21 protein-coding genes, 1 tRNA gene and 1 pseudogene are annotated in these 19,380 nt (G+C 72.3%); 22 read left to right on the top strand and 1 reads right to left on the bottom strand.

Features of this window, described 5'->3' with window-relative positions; all coding sequences use genetic code 11:
* Positions 1-95: 95 nt before the first annotated feature.
* The 11 genes from BT98_RS0106130 (at position 96) to BT98_RS0106080 (ending at position 9,587) form a co-directional block, all read left to right on the top strand.
* Positions 96-1,004: a dienelactone hydrolase family protein gene (locus BT98_RS0106130; protein WP_051004754.1), complete on the top strand. Its 909-nt coding sequence runs from the start codon at positions 96-98 to the stop codon at positions 1,002-1,004.
* Positions 1,005-1,104: 100 nt separating this feature from the next.
* The gene (rpiB, locus tag BT98_RS0106125) at positions 1,105-1,581 is read left to right on the top strand and encodes a ribose 5-phosphate isomerase B (RefSeq protein WP_019460272.1); all 477 of its coding nucleotides are present in this window, start codon (positions 1,105-1,107) and stop codon (positions 1,579-1,581) included.
* A gap of 10 nt (positions 1,582-1,591) precedes the next feature.
* Positions 1,592-2,896 carry a serine hydroxymethyltransferase gene (glyA, locus tag BT98_RS0106120; protein ID WP_019460271.1) on the top strand — a complete coding sequence of 435 codons (1,305 nt, stop codon included), beginning with the start codon at positions 1,592-1,594 and terminating at the stop codon, positions 2,894-2,896.
* A 15-nt stretch (positions 2,897-2,911) separates the two neighbouring features.
* Entirely contained in the window at positions 2,912-3,364 is a 453-nt protein-coding gene (gene nrdR, locus BT98_RS0106115) for a transcriptional regulator NrdR (RefSeq protein WP_019460270.1), read from the top strand.
* Positions 3,365-3,369: 5 nt separating this feature from the next.
* Positions 3,370-4,566 carry a bifunctional diaminohydroxyphosphoribosylaminopyrimidine deaminase/5-amino-6-(5-phosphoribosylamino)uracil reductase RibD gene (gene ribD / locus BT98_RS0106110; RefSeq protein WP_410527982.1) on the top strand — a complete coding sequence of 399 codons (1,197 nt, stop codon included), beginning with the start codon at positions 3,370-3,372 and terminating at the stop codon, positions 4,564-4,566.
* Positions 4,566-5,183, top strand: a complete 618-nt coding sequence (locus BT98_RS0106105; RefSeq protein WP_019460268.1) for a riboflavin synthase — start codon at positions 4,566-4,568, stop codon at positions 5,181-5,183. Before ribD ends, BT98_RS0106105 begins: the two co-directional genes overlap by 1 nt.
* The gene (gene ribB, locus BT98_RS0106100) at positions 5,180-6,337 is read left to right on the top strand and encodes a 3,4-dihydroxy-2-butanone-4-phosphate synthase (RefSeq protein ID WP_019460267.1); all 1,158 of its coding nucleotides are present in this window, start codon (positions 5,180-5,182) and stop codon (positions 6,335-6,337) included. Before BT98_RS0106105 ends, ribB begins: the two co-directional genes overlap by 4 nt.
* Positions 6,334-6,828, top strand: a complete 495-nt coding sequence (gene ribH / locus BT98_RS0106095) for a 6,7-dimethyl-8-ribityllumazine synthase (RefSeq protein WP_019460266.1) — start codon at positions 6,334-6,336, stop codon at positions 6,826-6,828. The genes ribB and ribH overlap by 4 nt, the downstream gene beginning before the upstream one ends.
* Positions 6,825-7,355: a transcription antitermination factor NusB gene (nusB, locus tag BT98_RS0106090; RefSeq protein WP_019460265.1), complete on the top strand. Its 531-nt coding sequence runs from the start codon at positions 6,825-6,827 to the stop codon at positions 7,353-7,355. Before ribH ends, nusB begins: the two co-directional genes overlap by 4 nt.
* A gap of 7 nt (positions 7,356-7,362) precedes the next feature.
* Positions 7,363-8,370 (top strand): thiamine-phosphate kinase, encoded by a 1,008-nt coding sequence (gene thiL / locus BT98_RS0106085; RefSeq protein WP_019460264.1) that lies wholly within the window; start codon positions 7,363-7,365, stop codon positions 8,368-8,370.
* Positions 8,370-9,587 (top strand): MFS transporter, encoded by a 1,218-nt coding sequence (locus BT98_RS0106080; RefSeq protein ID WP_019460263.1) that lies wholly within the window; start codon positions 8,370-8,372, stop codon positions 9,585-9,587. The genes thiL and BT98_RS0106080 overlap by 1 nt, the downstream gene beginning before the upstream one ends.
* Before the next feature lie 68 nt (positions 9,588-9,655).
* Here the strand turns inward: BT98_RS0106080 and BT98_RS0106075 are convergent, their stop codons facing one another.
* Positions 9,656-10,132, bottom strand: a complete 477-nt coding sequence (locus BT98_RS0106075) for an outer membrane protein assembly factor BamE (protein ID WP_019460262.1) — start codon at positions 10,130-10,132, stop codon at positions 9,656-9,658.
* A 174-nt stretch (positions 10,133-10,306) separates the two neighbouring features.
* Here BT98_RS0106075 and BT98_RS0106070 point away from each other — a divergent pair, with 174 nt between their 5' ends.
* The 11 genes and pseudogenes from BT98_RS0106070 (at position 10,307) to BT98_RS0106020 (ending at position 19,366) form a co-directional block, all read left to right on the top strand.
* Entirely contained in the window at positions 10,307-10,885 is a 579-nt protein-coding gene (locus BT98_RS0106070; protein WP_027297171.1) for a ubiquinol-cytochrome C chaperone family protein, read from the top strand.
* Positions 10,882-11,394 carry a YceD family protein gene (locus BT98_RS0106065; RefSeq protein ID WP_019460260.1) on the top strand — a complete coding sequence of 171 codons (513 nt, stop codon included), beginning with the start codon at positions 10,882-10,884 and terminating at the stop codon, positions 11,392-11,394. The genes BT98_RS0106070 and BT98_RS0106065 overlap by 4 nt, the downstream gene beginning before the upstream one ends.
* A 146-nt stretch (positions 11,395-11,540) precedes the next feature.
* Positions 11,541-11,744, top strand: a complete 204-nt coding sequence (gene rpmF, locus BT98_RS0106060) for a 50S ribosomal protein L32 (RefSeq protein WP_026033043.1) — start codon at positions 11,541-11,543, stop codon at positions 11,742-11,744.
* Between the two features lie 26 nt (positions 11,745-11,770).
* Positions 11,771-12,934 (top strand): phosphate acyltransferase PlsX, encoded by a 1,164-nt coding sequence (gene plsX, locus BT98_RS0106055; protein WP_019460258.1) that lies wholly within the window; start codon positions 11,771-11,773, stop codon positions 12,932-12,934.
* Between the two features lie 14 nt (positions 12,935-12,948).
* Positions 12,949-13,911: a beta-ketoacyl-ACP synthase III gene (locus BT98_RS0106050; protein WP_019460257.1), complete on the top strand. Its 963-nt coding sequence runs from the start codon at positions 12,949-12,951 to the stop codon at positions 13,909-13,911.
* A gap of 247 nt (positions 13,912-14,158) precedes the next feature.
* Entirely contained in the window at positions 14,159-14,488 is a 330-nt protein-coding gene (locus BT98_RS0106045) for an integration host factor subunit alpha (protein ID WP_019460256.1), read from the top strand.
* Positions 14,488-14,796 (top strand): annotated as a pseudogene (locus BT98_RS28540) (MerR family transcriptional regulator); the annotation flags it as partial. The gene BT98_RS0106045 and the pseudogene BT98_RS28540, both read left to right, overlap by 1 nt.
* 192 nt (positions 14,797-14,988) lie before the next feature.
* Positions 14,989-15,065: transfer RNA gene (locus tag BT98_RS0106035), tRNA-Pro, on the top strand.
* A gap of 244 nt (positions 15,066-15,309) precedes the next feature.
* The gene (locus tag BT98_RS0106030) at positions 15,310-16,614 is read left to right on the top strand and encodes an ArgE/DapE family deacylase (protein WP_027297170.1); all 1,305 of its coding nucleotides are present in this window, start codon (positions 15,310-15,312) and stop codon (positions 16,612-16,614) included.
* Positions 16,611-17,861 carry a Zn-dependent hydrolase gene (locus BT98_RS0106025; RefSeq protein ID WP_027297169.1) on the top strand — a complete coding sequence of 417 codons (1,251 nt, stop codon included), beginning with the start codon at positions 16,611-16,613 and terminating at the stop codon, positions 17,859-17,861. Before BT98_RS0106030 ends, BT98_RS0106025 begins: the two co-directional genes overlap by 4 nt.
* A 5-nt stretch (positions 17,862-17,866) precedes the next feature.
* The gene (locus BT98_RS0106020) at positions 17,867-19,366 is read left to right on the top strand and encodes a M81 family metallopeptidase (RefSeq protein ID WP_019459794.1); all 1,500 of its coding nucleotides are present in this window, start codon (positions 17,867-17,869) and stop codon (positions 19,364-19,366) included.
* Positions 19,367-19,380: the final 14 nt, after the last annotated feature.

Genomic DNA, 19,380 nt, shown 5'->3' with positions numbered 1-19,380 from the left:
CGTTGCGCGGGGCTGCGGCCAGGACCGGAAGGGTCTGGCGCGGGCCGCGCATCCGCTGCGTGCCGCCCAACCCCGGGGCGGCGGGAGATCCTGGCATGAACCCGTTCCGCCTACGCCCGCCGCGCCGGGGCCCTTGCCTGGGCCCTTTGGCGGCCCTGGCCTGCCTTCTGTCCACCCTCGCCACAGCCCGGCCGGCGATGGTGGCGCCGGAAGCCGTGGCCTTCCCCGGCCCGGACGGCATCACGCTCCGCGCCCTGCTGGTGCTGCCCGAAGGCGGGCGGAAGGGCGTGCCGGTGGTGGCCCTGCATGGCTGCGGCGGGCTGGGCGGACCGGCCCGGCCCATGCACCTGCCGGCGCGCGAGGCGGACTGGGCAGCGCGCCTCGCCGCGAGCGGCCATCCCGTGCTCTTCCCCGACAGTTTCGGGCCGCGCGGCGTCGCCGAGGTCTGCCATGGCGGGGAGCGCGGCATTCAGCCGGAGAACCTCCGGCGCGGGGATGCGCTGGCCGCTGCCGCCTGGGCGGAACGGCAGGGCTGGGCGGCGGCGGGCGGCGTCGTGCTGCTCGGCTGGTCGCATGGCGGCAGCACGGTGCTCGCGGCGGCCAACCGCGTCTTCGGTCCTGTGCCGGAGGGGCTGGTCCGGGGGGCCGTGGCCCTCTATCCCGGCTGCGTCCGGGTCGGCCGTGCCTTGCCGCCCTTCGATCCGGCATCGCCGGTGCTGATGCTGCTGGGCGGCGCCGACGGCTGGACCCCGGCGCGCTTCTGCGAGGCCCTGGCTCGCCGCGCCGGGGAGCGGCCGGGCCCGTCCGTCGAAAGCGTGACCTATCCGGGGGCGGAACATGGCTTCGACCAGCCCCATATGCCCGTGCGGGAACTGTCCGGCATGGCCATCACCCCGAAGGGCGATGGCCGGGTGCGGATGGGCACCGACGCGGCGGCCCGCGCCGACGCGCTCCGCCGGGTGGCGGCCTTCCTGGCCCGCCTGCCGCCCGGCGGCCAGGAGTGACCGCATCCGGCGGCGCCACGACCGGTGCATGGCAGCCCGGGCAACGGCAACGGGGCGGTCGTTGTTTCACGGAACCCGCAGCCATGGTAGGGAACGGCACATGACACAATCCTCCCCCCCGCGCGCCACGTTCATGGTGGCGATGGGCAGCGACCATGCCGGCGTCGAGCTGAAGGCCGCGCTGAAGAAGGCGCTGGAAGGCGCCGGCCATACGGTCGAGGATTTCGGCACGCATGGATCGGAAAGCGTGGACTACCCGGATTTCGCGAACAAGGTGGCGCAGTCGGTCAGCTCCGGCCACGCCCCGTTCGGCGTGCTGGTCTGCGGCACGGGAATCGGCATCTCCATTGCGGCCAACCGCCACCCGAAGATCCGCTGCGCCCTGGTCCACGATGTCACCGGCGCGCGGCTGTCGCGCCAGCACAACGATGCCAATGTCATCGCCCTCGGCGCCCGGGTGACTGGACCGGAAGTGGCGCTGGACGCCCTGCGCGCCTTCCTGACCACCCCCTATGAGGGCGGGCGGCACGAGCGCCGCGTGACCAAGCTGACGCCCGAACGCACGCCTTCCGCCTGAGGCCCCCCCGATGAACGACCAGACCACCGCCCCGAACCTGTCGCGCTTCTTCTCCGCGCCGCTGAGCGAGACCGATCCCGAGATCGCCGCCACCCTGACCGGCGAGCTGGCGCGGCAGCAGGACGGGATCGAGCTGATCGCCTCCGAGAACATCGTTTCCCGCGCGGTGATGGAGGCGCAGGGCTCGGTGCTGACCAACAAGTATGCGGAGGGCTATCCCGGCCGCCGCTACTATGGCGGCTGCGAGGTCGTGGACATCGCCGAGTCCCTGGCGATCGAGCGGGCGAAGAAGCTGTTCGATTGCAGCTTCGCCAATGTCCAGCCGCATAGCGGCGCCCAGGCCAACCAGGCGGTGTTCTTCGCGCTGATGCAGCCGGGCGACACCTTCATGGGCCTGGACCTCGCCGCGGGCGGGCACCTGACCCATGGCTCCCCGGCCAACCAGTCGGGCAAGTGGTTCAAGGTCGCGCCCTATACGGTGCGGCGCGAGGACCAGATCATCGACATGGAGGAGGTCGCCCGCATCGCGCGGGAAAGCCGTCCCAAGGTGATCGTGGCCGGCGGCTCCGCCTACGCCCGGCACTGGGACTTCGCCCGCTTCCGCGAGATCGCGGACGAGGTCGGCGCCTATTTCATGGTGGACATGGCGCATTTCGCCGGCCTCGTGGCGGGCGGTGCGCATCCCTCGCCCGTACCGCACGCCCATGTCACCACCACCACCACGCACAAGACCCTGCGCGGCCCGCGCGGCGGCATGATCCTCACCAATGACGAGGCGCTGGCCAAGAAGATCAACAGCGCCGTCTTCCCGGGCCTCCAGGGCGGGCCGCTGATGCATGTCATCGCCGCCAAGGCCGTCGCCTTCGGCGAGGCGCTGCGCCCCGATTTCCGCGCCTATGCCCGTCAGACGGTGGCCAATGCCAAGGCCCTGGCCGAGACGCTGCAATCCCTGGGCTTCGGCATCGTCACCGGCGGCACGGACAACCACCTGATGCTGGTGGACCTGCGGCCCAAGTCGCTGACCGGCAAGGCGGCGGAGGCGGCGCTGAACCGCGCCCACCTGACCTGCAACAAGAACGCCATCCCCTTCGACCCGGAAAAGCCGATGGTGACCTCCGGCGTGCGGCTGGGCTCGCCCGCCGGCACCACGCGCGGCTTCGGCGAGGCCGAGTTCCGCGAGGTCGGCCAGCTCATCGGCCAGGTGCTGGAAGGGCTGGGCAAGGCCAACGACCCCGGGGCCAACGGCGCCGCCGAGACGGCGGTGAAGGCCCGGGTCCTCGAACTCTGCAACCGGTTCCCGATCTACCAGGCCTGACGGGACCGCCGGCCGGTGCGCTGCCCTTTCTGCGGAAGCGAGGATACGCAGGTCAAGGACAGCCGGCCGGCTGACGACGGCACCTCCATCCGCCGCCGCCGCGTCTGCAACGGCTGCGGCGAGCGCTTCACCACCTTCGAGCGGGTGCAGCTCCGCGAGCTGACGGTGGTGAAGACCGACGGGCGCCGCGTGCCCTTCGACCGCGACAAGCTCGGGCGCTCCATCCGGGTCGCGCTACGCAAGCGGCCGGTGGAGGAGGGGGCCGTGGACCGCATCGTCAACAGCCTCCAGCGCCGGCTGGAAACGGACGGCGACAGCGAGGTCACCTCCAAGCAGATCGGCCGCATGGTTCTGGAGCGGCTGAAGGAGCTGGACCAGGTGGCCTATGTGCGCTTCGCCAGCGTCTACGAGAATTTCCGCGAGGCGAAGGACTTCCAGGACCTGCTCGGTTCGCTGGACAATGGCTGAGGGGGGTGCCAAACCCGCCCCCCTTCGCCATGCCTCACGACAACGACATCCCCGCGACAGAGATCGACCGGCAGCACATGCGCGTCGCGCTGGCCCTGGCGGCGCGCGGCCTGGGCAACACCTGGCCGAACCCCGCCGTCGGCTGCGTCATCGTGCGCGACGGGGTGGTGGTCGGGCGCGGCTGGACCTCGCCGGGCGGCCGCCCACATGCCGAGGTGAACGCGCTGACCCGGGCGGGCGAGGCGGCGCGCGGCGCCACCGCCTATGTGACGCTGGAGCCCTGCTCCCACTGGGGCAAGACGCCGCCCTGCGTCGATGCGCTGGCCAGGGCGGGCGTGGCGCGGGTGGTCTCCGCCCTGCGCGACCCCGATCCGCGGGTGGACGGCAACGGCATCCGCCGGCTGCGGGAGTCCGGCATCGCGGTCACGGAAGGGGTGCTAGAGGCGGAGGCGCGGGCGCTGAATGCCGGCTTCATCCGCCGCATCGAGACCGGCCTGCCGCTGGTGACGCTCAAGCTCGCCACCACGCTCGACGGGCGCATCGCCACGCGCACGAGGGAAAGCCGCTGGATCACCGGCCCCGAGGCACGCCGGCTGACCCATGCGCTGCGCGGCACGCATGACGCCATCCTGGTCGGCAGCGGCACGGTGCTGGCCGACGACCCCGACCTGAGCTGCCGGCTGGAGGGCTTCACCCCGCGCCCGATCCTGCGCGCCGTGGCCGACACCCGCCTCCGCACCCCGCCCACCGCCCGGCTGCTGCAAGGCGGGCCGGAAGCGGTGCATGCGCGGGGGGAGGTGGTGGTGCTGACCGTGGCGGGGCATGACCGCGCGGCGATGGACCGGCTGTCCGGCGCCGGGGCGACGCTGGTGGTGGTGCCGCCCTCAGGCCGCCCGGCCACGGACCCAAGCGGCGCCCGCGATTCCGACCGGCTGGACCCGGAGGCGATCCTCCGTGCCCTGGCGGCACGGGGCGTGACCCGGCTGATGGTCGAGGGTGGCGCCACGCTCGCGGCTTCCCTGCTTCGCGCGGGACTGGTGGATCGGCTCGCCTGGTTCCATGCTCCCGGCATCATGGGGGGCGATGGCCTGCCCGCCGCGCAGGCCCTGCCGGTGGATTCCCTCGCCGCCATTCCCAAGTTCCTTCGCACCGCCACCATCCCGTGCGGTCCCGACCTGCTGAGCGAGTTCGAGCGCGCCTGATGTTCACCGGAATCGTCACCGCCACCGGAGAGGTCCTCTCCGTCTCCCCGATCCGCGAGGGGCGGGACATGCGCATGCATGTCCGCACCCCGCCGGGCTGGCTGGAGGGGGCGCAGCTCGGCGCCTCCATCGCCTGCAACGGCTGCTGCCTGACCGCCGTGGCGCTGGAGCCCGAAGCCTTTGAGGCGGAGGCCTCGGCCGAGACCCTGTCGCTGACCGTGCTGGGCGAATGGCGGCCCGGCACCCGGATCAACCTGGAACGCCCGCTCCGCATGGGCGACGAGCTGGGCGGGCATGTCGTGTCCGGCCATGTGGACGGTCTGGCGGAGGTGGTCTCGGTGACCCCCGAGAACGGTTCGGAGCGCTGGGTCTTCCGCCCGCCGGCGCAGCTCGCCCGCTTCATCGCGCCCAAGGGCTCGGTGACGCTGAACGGCGTCTCGCTGACGGTGAACGAGGTCATGGGCAATGGGGAGAAGGGCGCCCTCTTCGGCGTGAACCTGATCCCGCACACCCGGGAGGTCACCACCTTCGGCGCGCTGGGCCCGGGCGCGAAGGTCAATCTCGAGATCGACATGCTGGCCCGCTATGTCGCCCGCCTGAAGGAGTTCGAGGCATGAGCGCCTCCGCGACCAACCAGCCCGTCTCCGCCTCGCTCGCGGATTTCCTCAGCCCGACCGAGGAGCTGATCGAGGAGGCCCGCCGCGGCCGCATGTTCATCCTCGTGGACGACGAGGACCGCGAGAACGAGGGCGACCTCGTGATCCCGGCGCAGTTCGCCACGCCGGACGCGATCAACTTCATGGCCCGGCACGCGCGTGGGCTGATCTGCCTCGCCATGACCCGCGCCCGGGTCGAGTCACTGGGCCTGCCGCTGATGAGCCAGAGCAACGGCACCCGGCACCAGACCGCCTTCACCGTCTCGATCGAGGCGCGGGAAGGGGTGAGCACCGGCATCTCCGCCGCCGACCGGGCCCGCACCGTGGCGGTCGCGATCAACCCGGAGATGGGCCGCCGCGACATCGTGACCCCCGGCCATGTCTTCCCGCTGGCGGCGCGCGAGGGCGGCGTGCTGGTGCGCGCCGGCCATACCGAGGCCTCGGTGGATTTCGCGCGGCTGGCCGGGCTGAACCCCGCCGGCGTGATCTGCGAGATCATGAACGACGACGGCACCATGGCCCGCCTGCCGGACCTCGTGGCCTTCGCCCAGCACCACGGGCTGAAGCTCGGCACGGTGGCCGACCTGATCGCCTATCGCCGCCGCACGGAGCGGCTGGTGAAGCGGGTCGAGGAGAACGTGCTGGAGGATGCGCCGGGCGGGCCCTGGAAGATCATCGTCTATGCCAACACCATCGAGTATGGCGAGCACATCGCCCTGGTGAAGGGCGAGCCCGACCGCAACGGCCCCGCTCTGGTGCGGATGCACGCGGTGAACATGCTGGCCGACACGCTGAGCCGCCAGGGACCGGCCGAGCTGCATGCCGCGATGGAGGAGATCGGCCGCTCCGGCCACGGCGTGGTTGTGCTGCTGCGCGAGATGAAGCCGACGGCGCTGAGCGAGCGGGTCCGCGCCGGCCAGGGCCGCGCGGCGCCGGAGCTGCGGGACTACGGCATCGGCGCGCAGATCCTGACGGATCTGGGCGTGAAGGAGATGGTGCTGCTGTCGAACCACCCCCGCCCCATCGTCGGGCTGGAGGGCTATGGGCTGACGGTGGTGGACACGCGGCCGATCTCGGAATGCGGGAAGGCCGGCCAGAAGGGGAAGCAGGCATGAGCACGCAGGACGCACCGGAACGCGGCCAGGCGGTCCTGGAAGGGCCGGCGCCGCGCGTGCTGCTGATCCAGGCGCCCTACTACGCCCAGGTCGTGGGCGGGATGCGCGACGGCGCCCTGGCGGTGCTGGAGCAGGTCGGCGCCCGGACCGAGGTGGTGGACGTCGCGGGCGCCTTCGAGCTGCCGGCGGCGCTGCGCATGGCCCTGAACGCCAAGGGGGAGCGGGGCGGCCATGACGGCTACCTGATCCTCGGCTGCGTGGTGAAGGGCGACACCGACCACTACGAACACATCTGCCGGGAAGCCTGTCGCGGCGTGATGGACATCACCGTGGAGACCGCGGCCCCCGTGGGCTTCGCGCTGCTGACCGTCGCCACGCTGCAGCAGGCCATCGAGCGCTCGCGCCCGGACCGGCACAACAAGGGGGCGGAGGCGGCCCATGCGCTGATCGGCCAGATCGCGCTCGCCCGAAGCCTGGGATTATCCGAATGAGCGACACGCCGAAGAGCAACACGAAGAGCAAGGGGCAGGGCGGCGGGAACAAGGCGCGGCCGCGCCTGGGCGCCCGCGTGGCCGCGGTGCAGGCCCTGTTCCAGTCCGAGGCCGGCGGCGAGAATGCCGAGGCCATCATCCAGCAGTTCATCCAGCACCGCCTCGGCGCGCTGCCGGGCGAGGGCGGCTTCGAGGAAGGACGGGTGCCGCAGGCGGATGTGCCGCTCTTCACCAGCATCGTCCGCGCCGTGGCCAGGAACGCCGAGACCATCGACCCGATCGTGGCCGGGCACCTGTCCGCCGGCTGGAGCATGGACCGGCTCGACCCGGTGCTGCGCGCCCTGCTGCGGGCGGCGGCGGCCGAGCTGTGGTCGGGCAACGAGCCGCCGGCCAGGGTGGTGATCAACGAGTACATGGACGTGGCCCACGGCTTCTTCGACGGCGCCGAGCCGCGCTTCGCCAACGGGGTGCTGGACGCCATGGCCAAGGACCTGCGGACTGGCGAGTTCAACCCCGCCCGCGCCTGAGCCGGCCTTGCCCCCGCATCCGCCCGCGGCCGCGTCCCCCGGCGAAGGACCGCTCCCCGGCGAGTTCGGGCTGATCGCCCGGCATTTCCGGCCCCTCGCGGCACCAGAGGCGCTGGGCCTGCTCGACGACGCGGCGCTGCTCGATCCGCCGCCGGGCCGGACGCTGGTGCTGGCGGCGGATGCGATGGTGGAGGGGGTGCATTTCCTCCCCACCGATCCGCCGGACACGGTCTCCCGCCGCCTGCTGCGCACCAACCTGTCCGACCTCGCCGCCATGGGGGCGGAGCCGCTGGGCTACCTGCTCACCACGGCCTTCCCGCGCGGCACGGCAGAATCCGTGGTCGCCGGCTTCGCCGCCGGGCTGGCCGAGGACCAGCGGCTCTTCGGCCTCCGCATCCTGGGCGGCGACACGGTCTCCACCCCCGGCCCCGCCTGCCACTCCCTGACCATCCTGGGCACGGTGCCGCCGGGCGCGGCGCTGCGCCGCGACGGGGCGCGGGCGGGCGACGATGTCTGGGTCTCCGGCTGCATCGGCGACGGCGCGCTGGGCCTGGCGGTGGGGCAGGGGCGCCTGCCGCCCGACCCAGGGGGCCACCTGCTGCGCCGCTACCGCCTGCCCGATCCGCGCCTGGCCCTGGGCATCGCGCTGCGCGGCGTGGCGCGGGCGGCGATGGATGTGTCCGACGGGCTGGTGCAGGACCTGGGGCACCTGTGCCGCGCCGCCAGGATCGGCGCGGCGATCGAGATGGCCCGCGTGCCGCTGTCCGGCCCGGCGCGCTCGGCGGTGGCGGGCGACGATGCCGCGTTGCTGCCGCTGCTGGCGGGCGGCGACGACTACGAGCTGCTCTTCGCCGCCGATCCCGCCGATGCGCCCCGGGTGGAGGAGGCGTCCCGCCGCAGCGGCATCCCCGTCGCGCGGATCGGACGCTTCCAGGCGGGCCCGGCCTCGGTCACGGTACTGGACCGGGCGGGACGGGCGGTTTCCGTGCCGCGAGGGGGATGGAGCCACTTCTGATGAGCGCAGCGCAGCCCGCCGGAGCCACGGCCCCCCTGGCCATGCCGGGGGAGGAGCCCGCCGGGATGCGGCGCACCATCCGCCTGCTCTTCTTCTGCCAGGCGCTGAGCAACGCGGCCGTGGTGGGGCAGGTCGCGATGTCGGCGCTGATCGGCTACAGCCTCGTGCCCAACAAGATGCTCGCCACCCTGCCGATGGCGTTGCAGATGCTGGCCACCATGGCCGCCTCCATCCCGGCCGGGATGGTCTTCGCCCGCCTCGGCCGCCGCCCGGGCTTCGTCATCGGGGCGCTGCTGTCCTTCGCCGGGGCGCTGGCCTTCGCCTGGGGCGTCTGGCGGGGCGACTTCCTGCTCTACTGCCTGGCCTCCGTCCCGGCCGGGCTGGGCGCCGGCGTGGCGCAGCACTACCGCTTCGCCGCCGCCGAGGTCGCCACCCCGGCCTATCGCCCCAGGGCGATCAGCCTCGTCATGGCGGGCGGCATCCTTTCCGCCGCGCTGGGGCCGGAGCTGGTGAAGCACACGCGCGGCCTCCTGGAGCCGGTGCTCTTCCTGGGCACCTACCTCACCCTGTCGCTGCTGCCGCTCTGCTGCCTCGCGCTGCTGGCCTTCACCCGCCTGCCGCCGCCGCCGCCCCGGCCGAAGACCGCGCTGCGCGTGGCGGAGATCCTGGCCCGCCCGGCCTTCGTGACGGCGGCGCTGACCGCCGCCGTGGCCTACGGCACCATGAACCTCGTGATGACCTCCACCCCGCTGGAGATGATGCTCTGCGGCTTCGGGATCGGGGAAAGCACCACGGTCATCCAGCTCCACTCGCTGGCGATGTTCGCGCCCGGCTTCGTCACGGGGCGGCTGATCGCGCGCTTCGGCGCGCGGCGGGTGATCCTCTGGGGCGTGGCGCTCACGGCGGCCTGCGTGCTGGCCAGCCTGGCGGGGCGGCAGTTCGCGCATTTCTCCCTGGCGCTGGTCGCGCTGGGGATCGGCTGGAACTTCATGTTCGTGGGCGCCACCAACCTGCTGGGCGAAAGCCATGCCCCGGCGGAGCGCTTCAGGGTGCAGGCGGTCAACGACTGCATCGTCTTCGGCACGGTGGCCTGCACCGCCCTGGGCTCCGGCCTGCTGCACGAATGGCTGGGCTGGGAGGCGGTGAACCTGTTGCTGCTGCCGGCGCTGGCCCTGGCGCTGTGGCGGGTGTCCGCGACCCGCCCAGCCCTGGCCTGAGCGGAAACCAAGGGGACCCGCGCCGGCTCCTGCCGGCCGCGGGCGCGCTGGTGGCTGCGGGGGGGGCCTTAGCGGCCCGGTCCGCCGCCGGGACCCTGGTCGCTGGTGGCGGAGCCCATGGAGCCACCGGCGCCGTTGAAGCGGCCGATATTGCCGAAGAGCTGCTGCAGCACGCTGCGCTCGGTGCCGGGCGAAGGGGTCTCGCGCGACACGAAGGAGACGTTGTTCCTGTCCTTGTCGGTCAGCTCGCGGATGTTCCGCACCACGCCACCCTGGTCGAAGGTGATGGCGACGACGCGCTGATCGCTGACCCCCGGCATCTGGGCCGGGCGGATATGGGTGACTTCGCTGATATAGTACCACTCGTTGGGGTCGAAGGTCCCCGTGGCGCTGGGCGAGCCGAGCAGCGCGGTCACGTCCTGGCGCGTCTGCACCCCGGGCGTGATCTGGGCGAGCTGCTCAGGGTCCACCCGGTTGCCGCGGATCTCGCGCGGGGCGCCGAAGACCGAGCAGCCACCAAGGGGCACGGCGAGCAGTGCTGCCATGGCCAATGCGAGACCGGCGCGGCCGGCTGGCAGAAGGCGGGATCGCCCCGAGGGGCGGCGATTGACTGGGGAGGGGGCGCGGGCCATCTCGTCGGGCGGATTGCCACCGCCTTGCCCTCCGGTCAACGGTGCTGAGCGGGCGGGGCAGCCTCGAAACGGTGATCGGGACAGAATATGGGCCTTCTCGGCCTCCTTCGGCGCAAGCCCTTCGAGCGTGCGGGCTTCGAGCTCTACACCGCCAGCGTGGCGGCGGCCCGCGCCCCGGGCCTGTTCGGGACGATCGGTGTGCCCGACACGCTGGAGGGGCGCTTCGACGCCATCGCCCTGCATGTGGCGCTGCTGGTGCACCGCCTGCGCCATGACCCGGACCCGCGTGGACGGGAACTCGCCCAGGCGGTCTTCGACGCGATGTTCGCCGACATGGACCTGAACCTGCGGGAGATGGGCGTGGGCGACATGTCCATCGGCCGGCGTGTGAAGGCGATGTGGGAGGCCTTCCACGGCCGGGCACGCGCCTATGAGGCGGCGCTGGAGGCCATGGGGAAGGCACAGGACGGGACGGCGGAGTCGCCCCCCCTGGAAACAGCCCCCCTGGAAACAGTCCTGGCGCGCAACATCTGGCGGGATGAGCCGCCGGAGGGCGCCCCGGCCCTGCTGGCCGCGCGCGCCTGCCGGATCGCCGCCGCCCTTTCGGCCCGGGGGATCGGCGATCTAGCCGCCGGCCGCCTCGACCTGCTGGAGTTCCAGACGTGACCAAGAACGAGTTTTCCCGGCCCGTGGTGCTGGCCAACATCCCCCGCTCCGGCCAGCGCGAGAGCCTCGCCGCCACGCCGGAGGAATGCGAGGCCCTGGCCCGCCGCCTGGGCTTGCTGTCCCTGGGGAAGCTGGAGGCCAAGGTGGCGCTCACCCCGCAGGCCGGCGGCAATGTCGCCGTGCGCGGCCGGATGCAGGCCAGCGTGACCCAGGCCTGCGTGGTGACGCTAGAGCCGGTACCGCAGGAGATCGACGAGGAGATCGACTGGCGCGTGCCGCCCCCCGCCGCCGAGCCCTCCGAACCCGACGAGGAGGACATCCTGGAAGGTCCGGACGAGGTGGAGGCCGAGAACGGCGTGCTCGATCTCGGGGAGGCGCTGGCGCAGCAGCTCGCCCTGTCCCTAGACCCCTATCCACGCGCTCCGGGAGCGGGACTCGGGCCGGAAGGAGCGGGCGACAAGCCCGTCACCCCTTTCTCCGCGCTGAGCCGCCTGAAGCGGGGCGATTGACCGCACGGCTCCAGGCGGGGCCGCTTCAGGCTTGCTTCCTGGGGGGGCGGGTGGTAGAGGCCCGCCCTCAGCTTGCATCGATTCCGGTCGATCGCGCCCAATTCATGCAGCTCTTGCAGAAGCCATTTTAGAAAGGCCCGGCGACCATGGCCGTCCCTAAGAAGAAAGTCTCGCCCTCCCGCCGCGGCATGCGCCGCAGCCACGAGGCCCTCACCGCCTCCGCCTATCACGAGTGCCCGAACTGCGGCGAGCTGAAGCGCCCGCACCATGTCTGCTCCTCCTGCGGCCATTATGACGGCCGTGAGGTCGTGCAGGCCGGCGACGCCCTGAAGGCCGCGGTCCGCACCTGAGCCACGACGGCACCGCGAGACCTGTCGTGTCCGAAGGGTCCATCGCGGGCCGCGTGCCCGCCTATTCGCTCGCCATCGATGCGATGGGCGGCGACAACGCCCCCGACGCCGTGCTGGACGGGATCGAGCTCTCGGCGGAACGCCACCCCGAGGCCCGGTTTCTGCTGCTGGGCGACGAGGCGAAGCTGTCCGGCCTGCTGGCCCGCCGTCCGCGCGCCGCGCGGGCCTGCAGCCTGCGCCATGCCGCCGAGGCCATCCCGGGCGACATGAAGCCGACCGCCGCGCTGCGTGTGCGGGGCTCCTCCATGCGCATGGCGATCGACGCGGTGGCGGTCGGCGAGGCGGCGGGCGTCGTCTCCGCCGGCAACACCGGCGCGCTGATGGCGCTGGCCAAGATCGTGCTGAAGACCCTGCCGGACATCGACCGTCCCGCCCTGGCGGCGATCGGCCCCTCGGCACGCGGCGACGTGGTGCTGCTCGACCTGGGCGCCAACGTCCAGTACGACGCGCGCAACCTGGCCGAGTTCGCGGTCATGGGCGATGCCTTCGCCCGCGCCGTGCTGGGCCTGCCGGCGCCGACCATCGGGCTGCTGAACGTGGGGTCGGAGGAGCTGAAGGGCGACGAGCGCGTCCGCCAGGCCGCCGAGATCCTGCGCGACAGCCATCTCGGCCCCAATTTCCGCGGCTTCGTCGAGGGCCACGACATCACCGCCGGCACGACCGACGTGGTGGTGACGGACGGCTTCACCGGCAACATCGCCCTGAAGACGGGCGAGGGCGCCATGAAGCTGATGGGCGGGCTGCTGAAGCAGGTCTTCACCTCGACCATCCTGGCGCGGATCGGCTACCTGCTGGCGCGGCCGGCGCTGGACCGGCTGCGCGACTACATGGACCCCCGCCGCTATAACGGCGCGGTGCTGGTCGGGCTCAACGGCGTGGTGGTGAAGAGCCATGGCGGCACCGACGCGCTGGGCTTCGCCCATGCCGTGGACGTGGCGCTGGACATGGTGAGCCACGGCTTCAACGAACGCATCCGCGAGGGTGCCGCCCTGCTGCGGCGGGGCCCCGCGGCGGCCGCACCGGAAGACGGCCCCCCCGCCGTCCCGCCTGACGGTGCGTCCAAGCAAGAACCGGGTCGCGACACGCCCGGCCACGAAACCCCGGGCCTCTCCTCCACCGCCCTCCGCTGAAGAATCGACCGCCCATGCGCGCCATCATCGCCGGGACCGGCGGCTACCTGCCCGAACGTGCCCTCAGCAACGAGGAACTGGCCCAGGCCTATGGGCTGGACACCTCGGATGAATGGATCCGCGAGCGTACCGGCATCCGCCGGCGGCATATCGCCGCGGAAGGGGAGACGGCCTCCTCTATGGGCGCGGCGGCGGCCCTGCGGGCGCTGGAGCAGGCGGGCATCCCGGCTGCCGAGGTGGATGCGGTGATCGTCGCCACCTCGACCCCGGACAGCGCCTTTCCTTCCACGGCGGCGCTGGTCCAGGCGGCGATCGGCGCCCCGTCCGGCATCGCCTTCGACCTGTCCGCCGCCTGCACCGGCTTCGTCTATGCCCTGGGTATGGCGGAATCCCTGATGCGGGGTGGGCAGGCGCGCACCGTGCTGGTGATCGGCACGGAGGTCTATTCCCGCATCGTGGACTGGTCAGACCGCGGCACCTGCGTGCTGTTCGGCGACGGCGCCGGGGCGGCGGTGCTGCGCGCCTCGGAGGACGGGGATCGCGGCCTACTCTCCTGGCACCTGCATGCGGACGGGCGCTTCGCCGACATCCTGCATGTCGAGGGCGGCGCCGGCAGCACCGGCGGCCCCGGCCTGCTCCGCATGGCGGGGCGGGAGGTCTTCCGCCACGCCGTCTCCAAGCTCGCCGCCGTGGTGGACGAGGCCCTGGCGGCGAATGGGCTGGACCGTTCCGCCGTGCAGTGGCTGGTGCCGCACCAGGCCAATCTCCGCATCATCGAGGCCATGGGCAAGAAGCTCGGCCTGCCGCGGGAGCGGGTGGTGGTGACCGTGGACCGCCACGCCAACACCTCCGCCGCCTCGATCCCGCTGGCCCTGGCCGAGGCCACGCGCGATGGCCGCATCGCGCGCGGCGACCTGGTGCTGATGGAGGCCATCGGCGGCGGCCTGACCTGGGGCGCGGCGCTGGCGCGCTACTGACCCGCCTGCGCGGCCTGCCTTTCCGCACCGGACTCCGTCGCCGCCCCCTGCCAGGACGGGGCGATGCGCCCTCCTTTCACGCCAGCCGCCTCTTGCCGAGGCAAGGCGCACACACGCTTCTGCGTGACGCGGGCATTTCTGTGGCTTCCGTGCCGCAGTGTTGTGCCGAATCCCCGTTCGTGGTTGACGCTCGCCCAAGGGGCGGTTTTCACTCCATTTCCATGGGCAACCCGGGGTATGGATGGGCATGCAGACCGTCACGCGCGCGCATCTCGCAGACGCGATCTACGCGCAGGTGGGACTGTCCCGGAACGAGAGCGCCGCGCTCCTGGAGGATGTCCTGGAACGGATCTCGGCCAGCCTCGCGGCGGGCCATCCGGTGAAGCTTTCCGCCTTCGGCACCTTCACGGTGCGCCAGAAGGCCCAGCGCGTCGGGCGCAACCCGAAGACCGGGATCGAGGTGCCGATCTCGCCCCGCCGCGTCCTGTCCTTCCGGGCGAGCCAGGTGCTCAAGGCACGCATCAATGGCGACGCCCCGCCCACGGACGGGGAGGCCGATTCCCAGGATGATTATTGATGCCCTCTGAGGTGATGGAAGACACCCCGCTCCGCCCGCGCAAGGCGCCCACGGCCTTCCGCACCATCAGCGAAGTCGCGGAGGACCTGCATATCCCGCAGCACGTGCTGCGCTTCTGGGAAAGCAAGTTCCCGCAGGTGCGCCCGCTCAAGCGCGGCGGCGGCCGCCGCTACTACCGGCCGGACGACATCGCCCTGCTGAAGCGGATCGGCGACCTGCTCTACACCCAGGGCTACACGATCAAGGGCGTGCAGCGCCTGCTGCGCGACAGCGGCACCGAGTCCACGGCGAACCCGCCCGCGCCGGAAACGCCGATCGGGCGCGAGGACCTCCTGGCCGAATGCCTGGAGGAGCTGGAATCCATCGCCGCCCGCATCCGCTTCATCACCCGCGGCAACAGCCGGGAATTCTGACCGGCCACCACTTTTCCGCCGCCGCCGCGAAGCATTTGGGGCAGGGGGCTTGGCGGGGCGGTGCGCCGATGCTAGACGGCCTCCGCACGGAGCGTAGCGCAGCCTGGTAGCGCATCAGTCTGGGGGACTGGGGGTCGTGGGTTCGAATCCCGCCGCTCCGACCATTCCCGAACACCCCGAAATCCTCCTCCCGAACCGGTTGCCGAGCACTTGGGCACCGCCCACGGCATTTGCCGCGCTTCCGGCCCTATCCTCTTGTTTGTTGCCCGAAAAACGGCGCCGCGCGGTGTTTCCGGCGCCATGGCTTCGGGTCTAGCCTCCGCCCCCGGCATTCACCGGAGGCAAGATGGCCCAGTCCCTGGTCGGCGGCACCGCCGCATCCCTTCTCGATGGACAGGGGCACCAGCCGTGACGCTCGACCCCGGCCTCCGCCGCGCGATCCTGGACGCCGTGGCTTCGCTGGAGGCGGACTCCGTGGAGCGTCTGGCGCGCCTCGTGCGCTGCCCCTCCACGCTGGGCCAGGAGCAGGGCGCCCTCGACGAGATGGCGCGCAACTTCGAGGCGCTGGGCCTCGCCCCGCGCCGCGTGCCGACCGATCCGGCGGCCCTGAAGGACCATCCAGGATTCTCACCGCCGCTGATCCCTTATGACGGGCGCGACAATGTCGTGGCGGTCTTCACGCCCCGCGGGAAGCGTGGCCGCAGCCTGGCCTTGCAGGGCCATGTGGACGTGGTGCCGGAAGGCGCCGCTGACCTGTGGGTCACGCCCCCCTATGAGCCGGACGTGCGGAACGGGCGGATGTACGGGCGCGGCGCCGGCGACATGAAGGCCGGGATCGTCTCCTATCTCACCGCCTTCGAGGCGCTGCGCCGGGCCGGCGTGCAGCCCGCCGCCGAGGTGCAGATGCAGGCGGTGATCGAGGAGGAATGCACCGGCAACGGCGCGCTCGCCGCCATGCTCGCCCTGCCGCGCACGGATGCGGTGATCATCCCGGAGCCGGGCCCCGGCTTCGCCGCCGTCTATTCCGCCGAGGTCGGCGTGATCTGGGCCTGGGTCACCGTCACCGGCCGCCCGACCCATGTGCGGGAGATGCATGCCGGGGTGAACGCCATCGAGGCCGCCGGGATCATCGCCGCCGGCTTCAAGGACTACGAGGCGGAGATGAACCGCGCCGAGCGGGTCCATGCCTCCTTCCACGGCGTGAACCATCCGGTGAACGTCAACCTGGGCAGCTTCGAGGGCGGGGAGTGGAACTCCTCCGTGCCGACGCGGGCGCGCGTCGGGCTGCGGGTCGGCGTCATGGTCGGCTATCCGGCGGCGCAGGCGAAGGCGGATATCGAGGCGCTGGTGGCGAAGCTCGCCGCCGACACGCGGCTGCGCGGCACGCAGGTGAAGCTGGAGTTCAAGGGCTTCCACGCCGAGGGCTGCGTCTTCGACATGGACAGCGAGATCGTGCGCCTGGCCAAGCACCACTACGCGGATTCGGCGGGCGAGGAACTGCGCCACTACGCCGCCTCCGGGCTGACCGACGGGCGGTTCTTCACCCTCTACCAGGACACGCCCACGGCGGTCTTCGGGCCCGACGCGCAGGACATCCACGGCATCGACGAGAGCGTCGGCCTCGCCAGCATGCACGACATCACCCGCACCATCGCGCTGACCATGGCCGAGTGGTGCGGCGTCGAACCCCTCGCGCCAGGAGCCCACGCATGAGCGCCAGCAGCAACCTTCCCGTCTCCGGCACGCGGCTCTGGGACTCGCTGATGGAGATGGCGCGGATCGGCGGCACGGCGAAGGGCGGCTGCAACCGCCAGACCCTGACCGCCGAGGATGGCGAGGGGCGGAAGCTCCTGGCCCGCTGGGGCGAGGCGATCGGCCTCACCGTCACCACCGACCGGCTGGGCAACATGGTGCTGCGGCGGGAAGGGCGGGACCCGTCGCGTCCCGCCGTGGCCATGGGCTCGCATCTCGACACCCAGCCCACCGGCGGCAAGTTCGACGGCGTGCTGGGCGTGCTGGCGGGCCTGGAGGTGATGCGGGCGCTCGACGAGGCCGGCATCGAGACCGAGGCGCCGGTCGTGCTGGTCAACTGGACCAACGAGGAAGGCGCCCGCTTCTCCCCGCCGATGATGGGCAGCGGCGCGGCCATGGGGATCTTCACGGAGCAGGAGATCCTCGACAAGCGCGATGCCGGGGGCGCCCGCTTCGGCGACGCGCTGGAGGCCATCGGCTGGAAGGGCGAGGCCGATCCCGCCGACCTCCGGAAGCTCGGCGCCTATTTCGAGCTGCATATCGAGCAGGGGCCGGTGCTGGAGCGCGAGGGGATGGACATGGCCATCGTGACCCATGCCCTGGCGCAGCACTGGCTGGAGGTGACGGTGCGCGGCGCCGACTCGCATGGCGGCGGGCAGATGCAGGGGCGGCGCGACTCCCTCGTCGCGGCCGCCATCCTGATGCAGGCGGTGGAGGAGATCGCCCTGGCCGCCGGGGGCGACGGGCGCGGCACGGTGGGCGTGGTGAAGGTCACGCCTTCCTCGCGCAACGTCGTGCCCTCCGAGACCTGGTTCAGCGTGGACATGCGCCATGGCGACCCGGAGGCGCTGAAGGGCATGGCCGATGCGCTGAAGGCCCGGGGCGCCGAGGTGGCGGCACGGCGCGGCGTCGAGGTCGAGGTCGAGGACTTCTGGTACTCGCCGCACACGCCCTTCGCGCCGGAACTGGCGGAGCGGCTGCGCGAGGCCGCCCGGCGGCGCGGCTACCGCCACAGGGACATGGCGACCGGCATCGGGCACGACGCGGTCTATGTGGCGCAGAAGGTGCCGACCGGCTTCGTCTGGGTGCCCTGCCATGGCGGCATCAGCCACAACGAGGAAGAGAGCATCACGCCGGAATGGGCCGAGGCCGGGGCCAGCGTGCTGGCCGATGCGGTGCTGGCCACGGCCGGCGTTTCGAGGGGCTGAGGACCATGCGTATCGCCATCGGCGGCTTCCAGCACGAAAGCCATTCCTTCGCCCCGCGCCCGGCGACCTGGGCGGATTTCCTGGCCCCCGGCGGGGCGCCGCCGCTGCAACGCCCGGCCACGATGCTGGAGGTGATCCGCCCGACCAGCTTCCCGGCCGCCGGAGCCATCCGCGCCGCCGAGGCCCGGGGCATCGCGGTGGCGCCGCTGAGCTGGGCCACCACCGGCCCTTCCGGCCCCCTCACGCCCGAGGCCTTCGAGCGCATGGCGGCGCTGCTGCTGCACGACCTGCAGGACGCCATGGCGCAGGGGCCGCTGGACGCGATCTACCTGGAGCTGCACGGCGCCATGGTGGCCGAGGGCTTCGGTGATGCGGAGGGCGAGCTGCTGCGCCGCTTCCGCGCCGTCGCTGGCGACATCCCGATCGGCGCCAGCCTGGACCCCCACGCCAACCTGACCGCCGCCATGGTGGCGCACAGCGACATCCTCGTGCCCTACCGCACCTATCCGCATGTGGACGGCGCGGAATGCGGCGCCCGGACGGTGGAGCTGCTGCTCCGCCGCATCGCGCGCGGCGCGCCCTTCGCGAAGAGCTTCCGGCAGGCGGATTACTGGACCCCGATCACCGGGCAATGCACGCTGGTCTCGCCCATGGCCGATGTCATGGCGGAGCGGGCGCGGCTGGAGGCGGCGGTGCCGGGCGTGGTGGAGCTCGGCTTCTGCTTCGGCTTCCCCTATGCCGATTTCGCCGATTGCGGCATGGCCGTCGCCGCCTATGCCGAGAGCCAGGAGACCGCCGACACCGCCGCCGAGGGCTTCCTCGCCGATCTCGCCCGGCGGGAGGCGGATTTCGTGCCCGACCTGCTCGACGCCGCCGAGGCCGTCGCCACCGCCATCCGCCTGTCGCGGGAGATCAACGGCCCCGTGGTGATCGCCGACACGCAGGACAATCCCGGCGGCGGCGGCCATGGCGACACGACCGGGCTGCTGCGGGAACTGGTGCGCCAGGATGCACAGGATGCCACCGTCGCGCTGATCAACGATGCCGAAAGCGCCGCGGCGCTGCATGCGGCGGGCGAGGGGGCCGCCGTCACCCTCGCCCTCGGCGGCAAAACCGATGGCGCCCCGGCGGAGGTGACCGGGCTGGTGGCGCGTCTGTCGGACGGCCGCTTCACCTGCACCGGGCCGATGGCGAAGGGCAACCGGGTCGATCTCGGCCCCTCGGCCCTGCTGGCCGTGGGCGGGGTGAAGGTGATCGTCACCAGCCGCAAGATGCAGGCGCTGGACCAGGCGTTGATCCGGCATTTCGGCGTGGACCCGGCGGCGGAGCGCATCCTGGCACTGAAATCCAGCGTGCATTTCCGCGCGGATTTCCAGCCTATCGCCGGGCGCGTGCTGGTGGCCGTGGCGCCGGGGCCGGTGGTGGCCGACCCCTCGACCCTGCCCTTCCGACACATCCGTCCGGGTGTGCGGCTGAAGCCGGGCGCGAATGCGGTGACGGGCTGAACAGCGGCCCCGGA

Source organism: Roseomonas mucosa ATCC BAA-692, assembly GCF_000622225.1.
Lineage (GTDB): Bacteria > Pseudomonadota > Alphaproteobacteria > Acetobacterales > Acetobacteraceae > Roseomonas > Roseomonas mucosa.
Note: the sequence above shows the minus strand (reverse complement) of the source record. Positions and strands in the feature narration are given on the sequence as shown.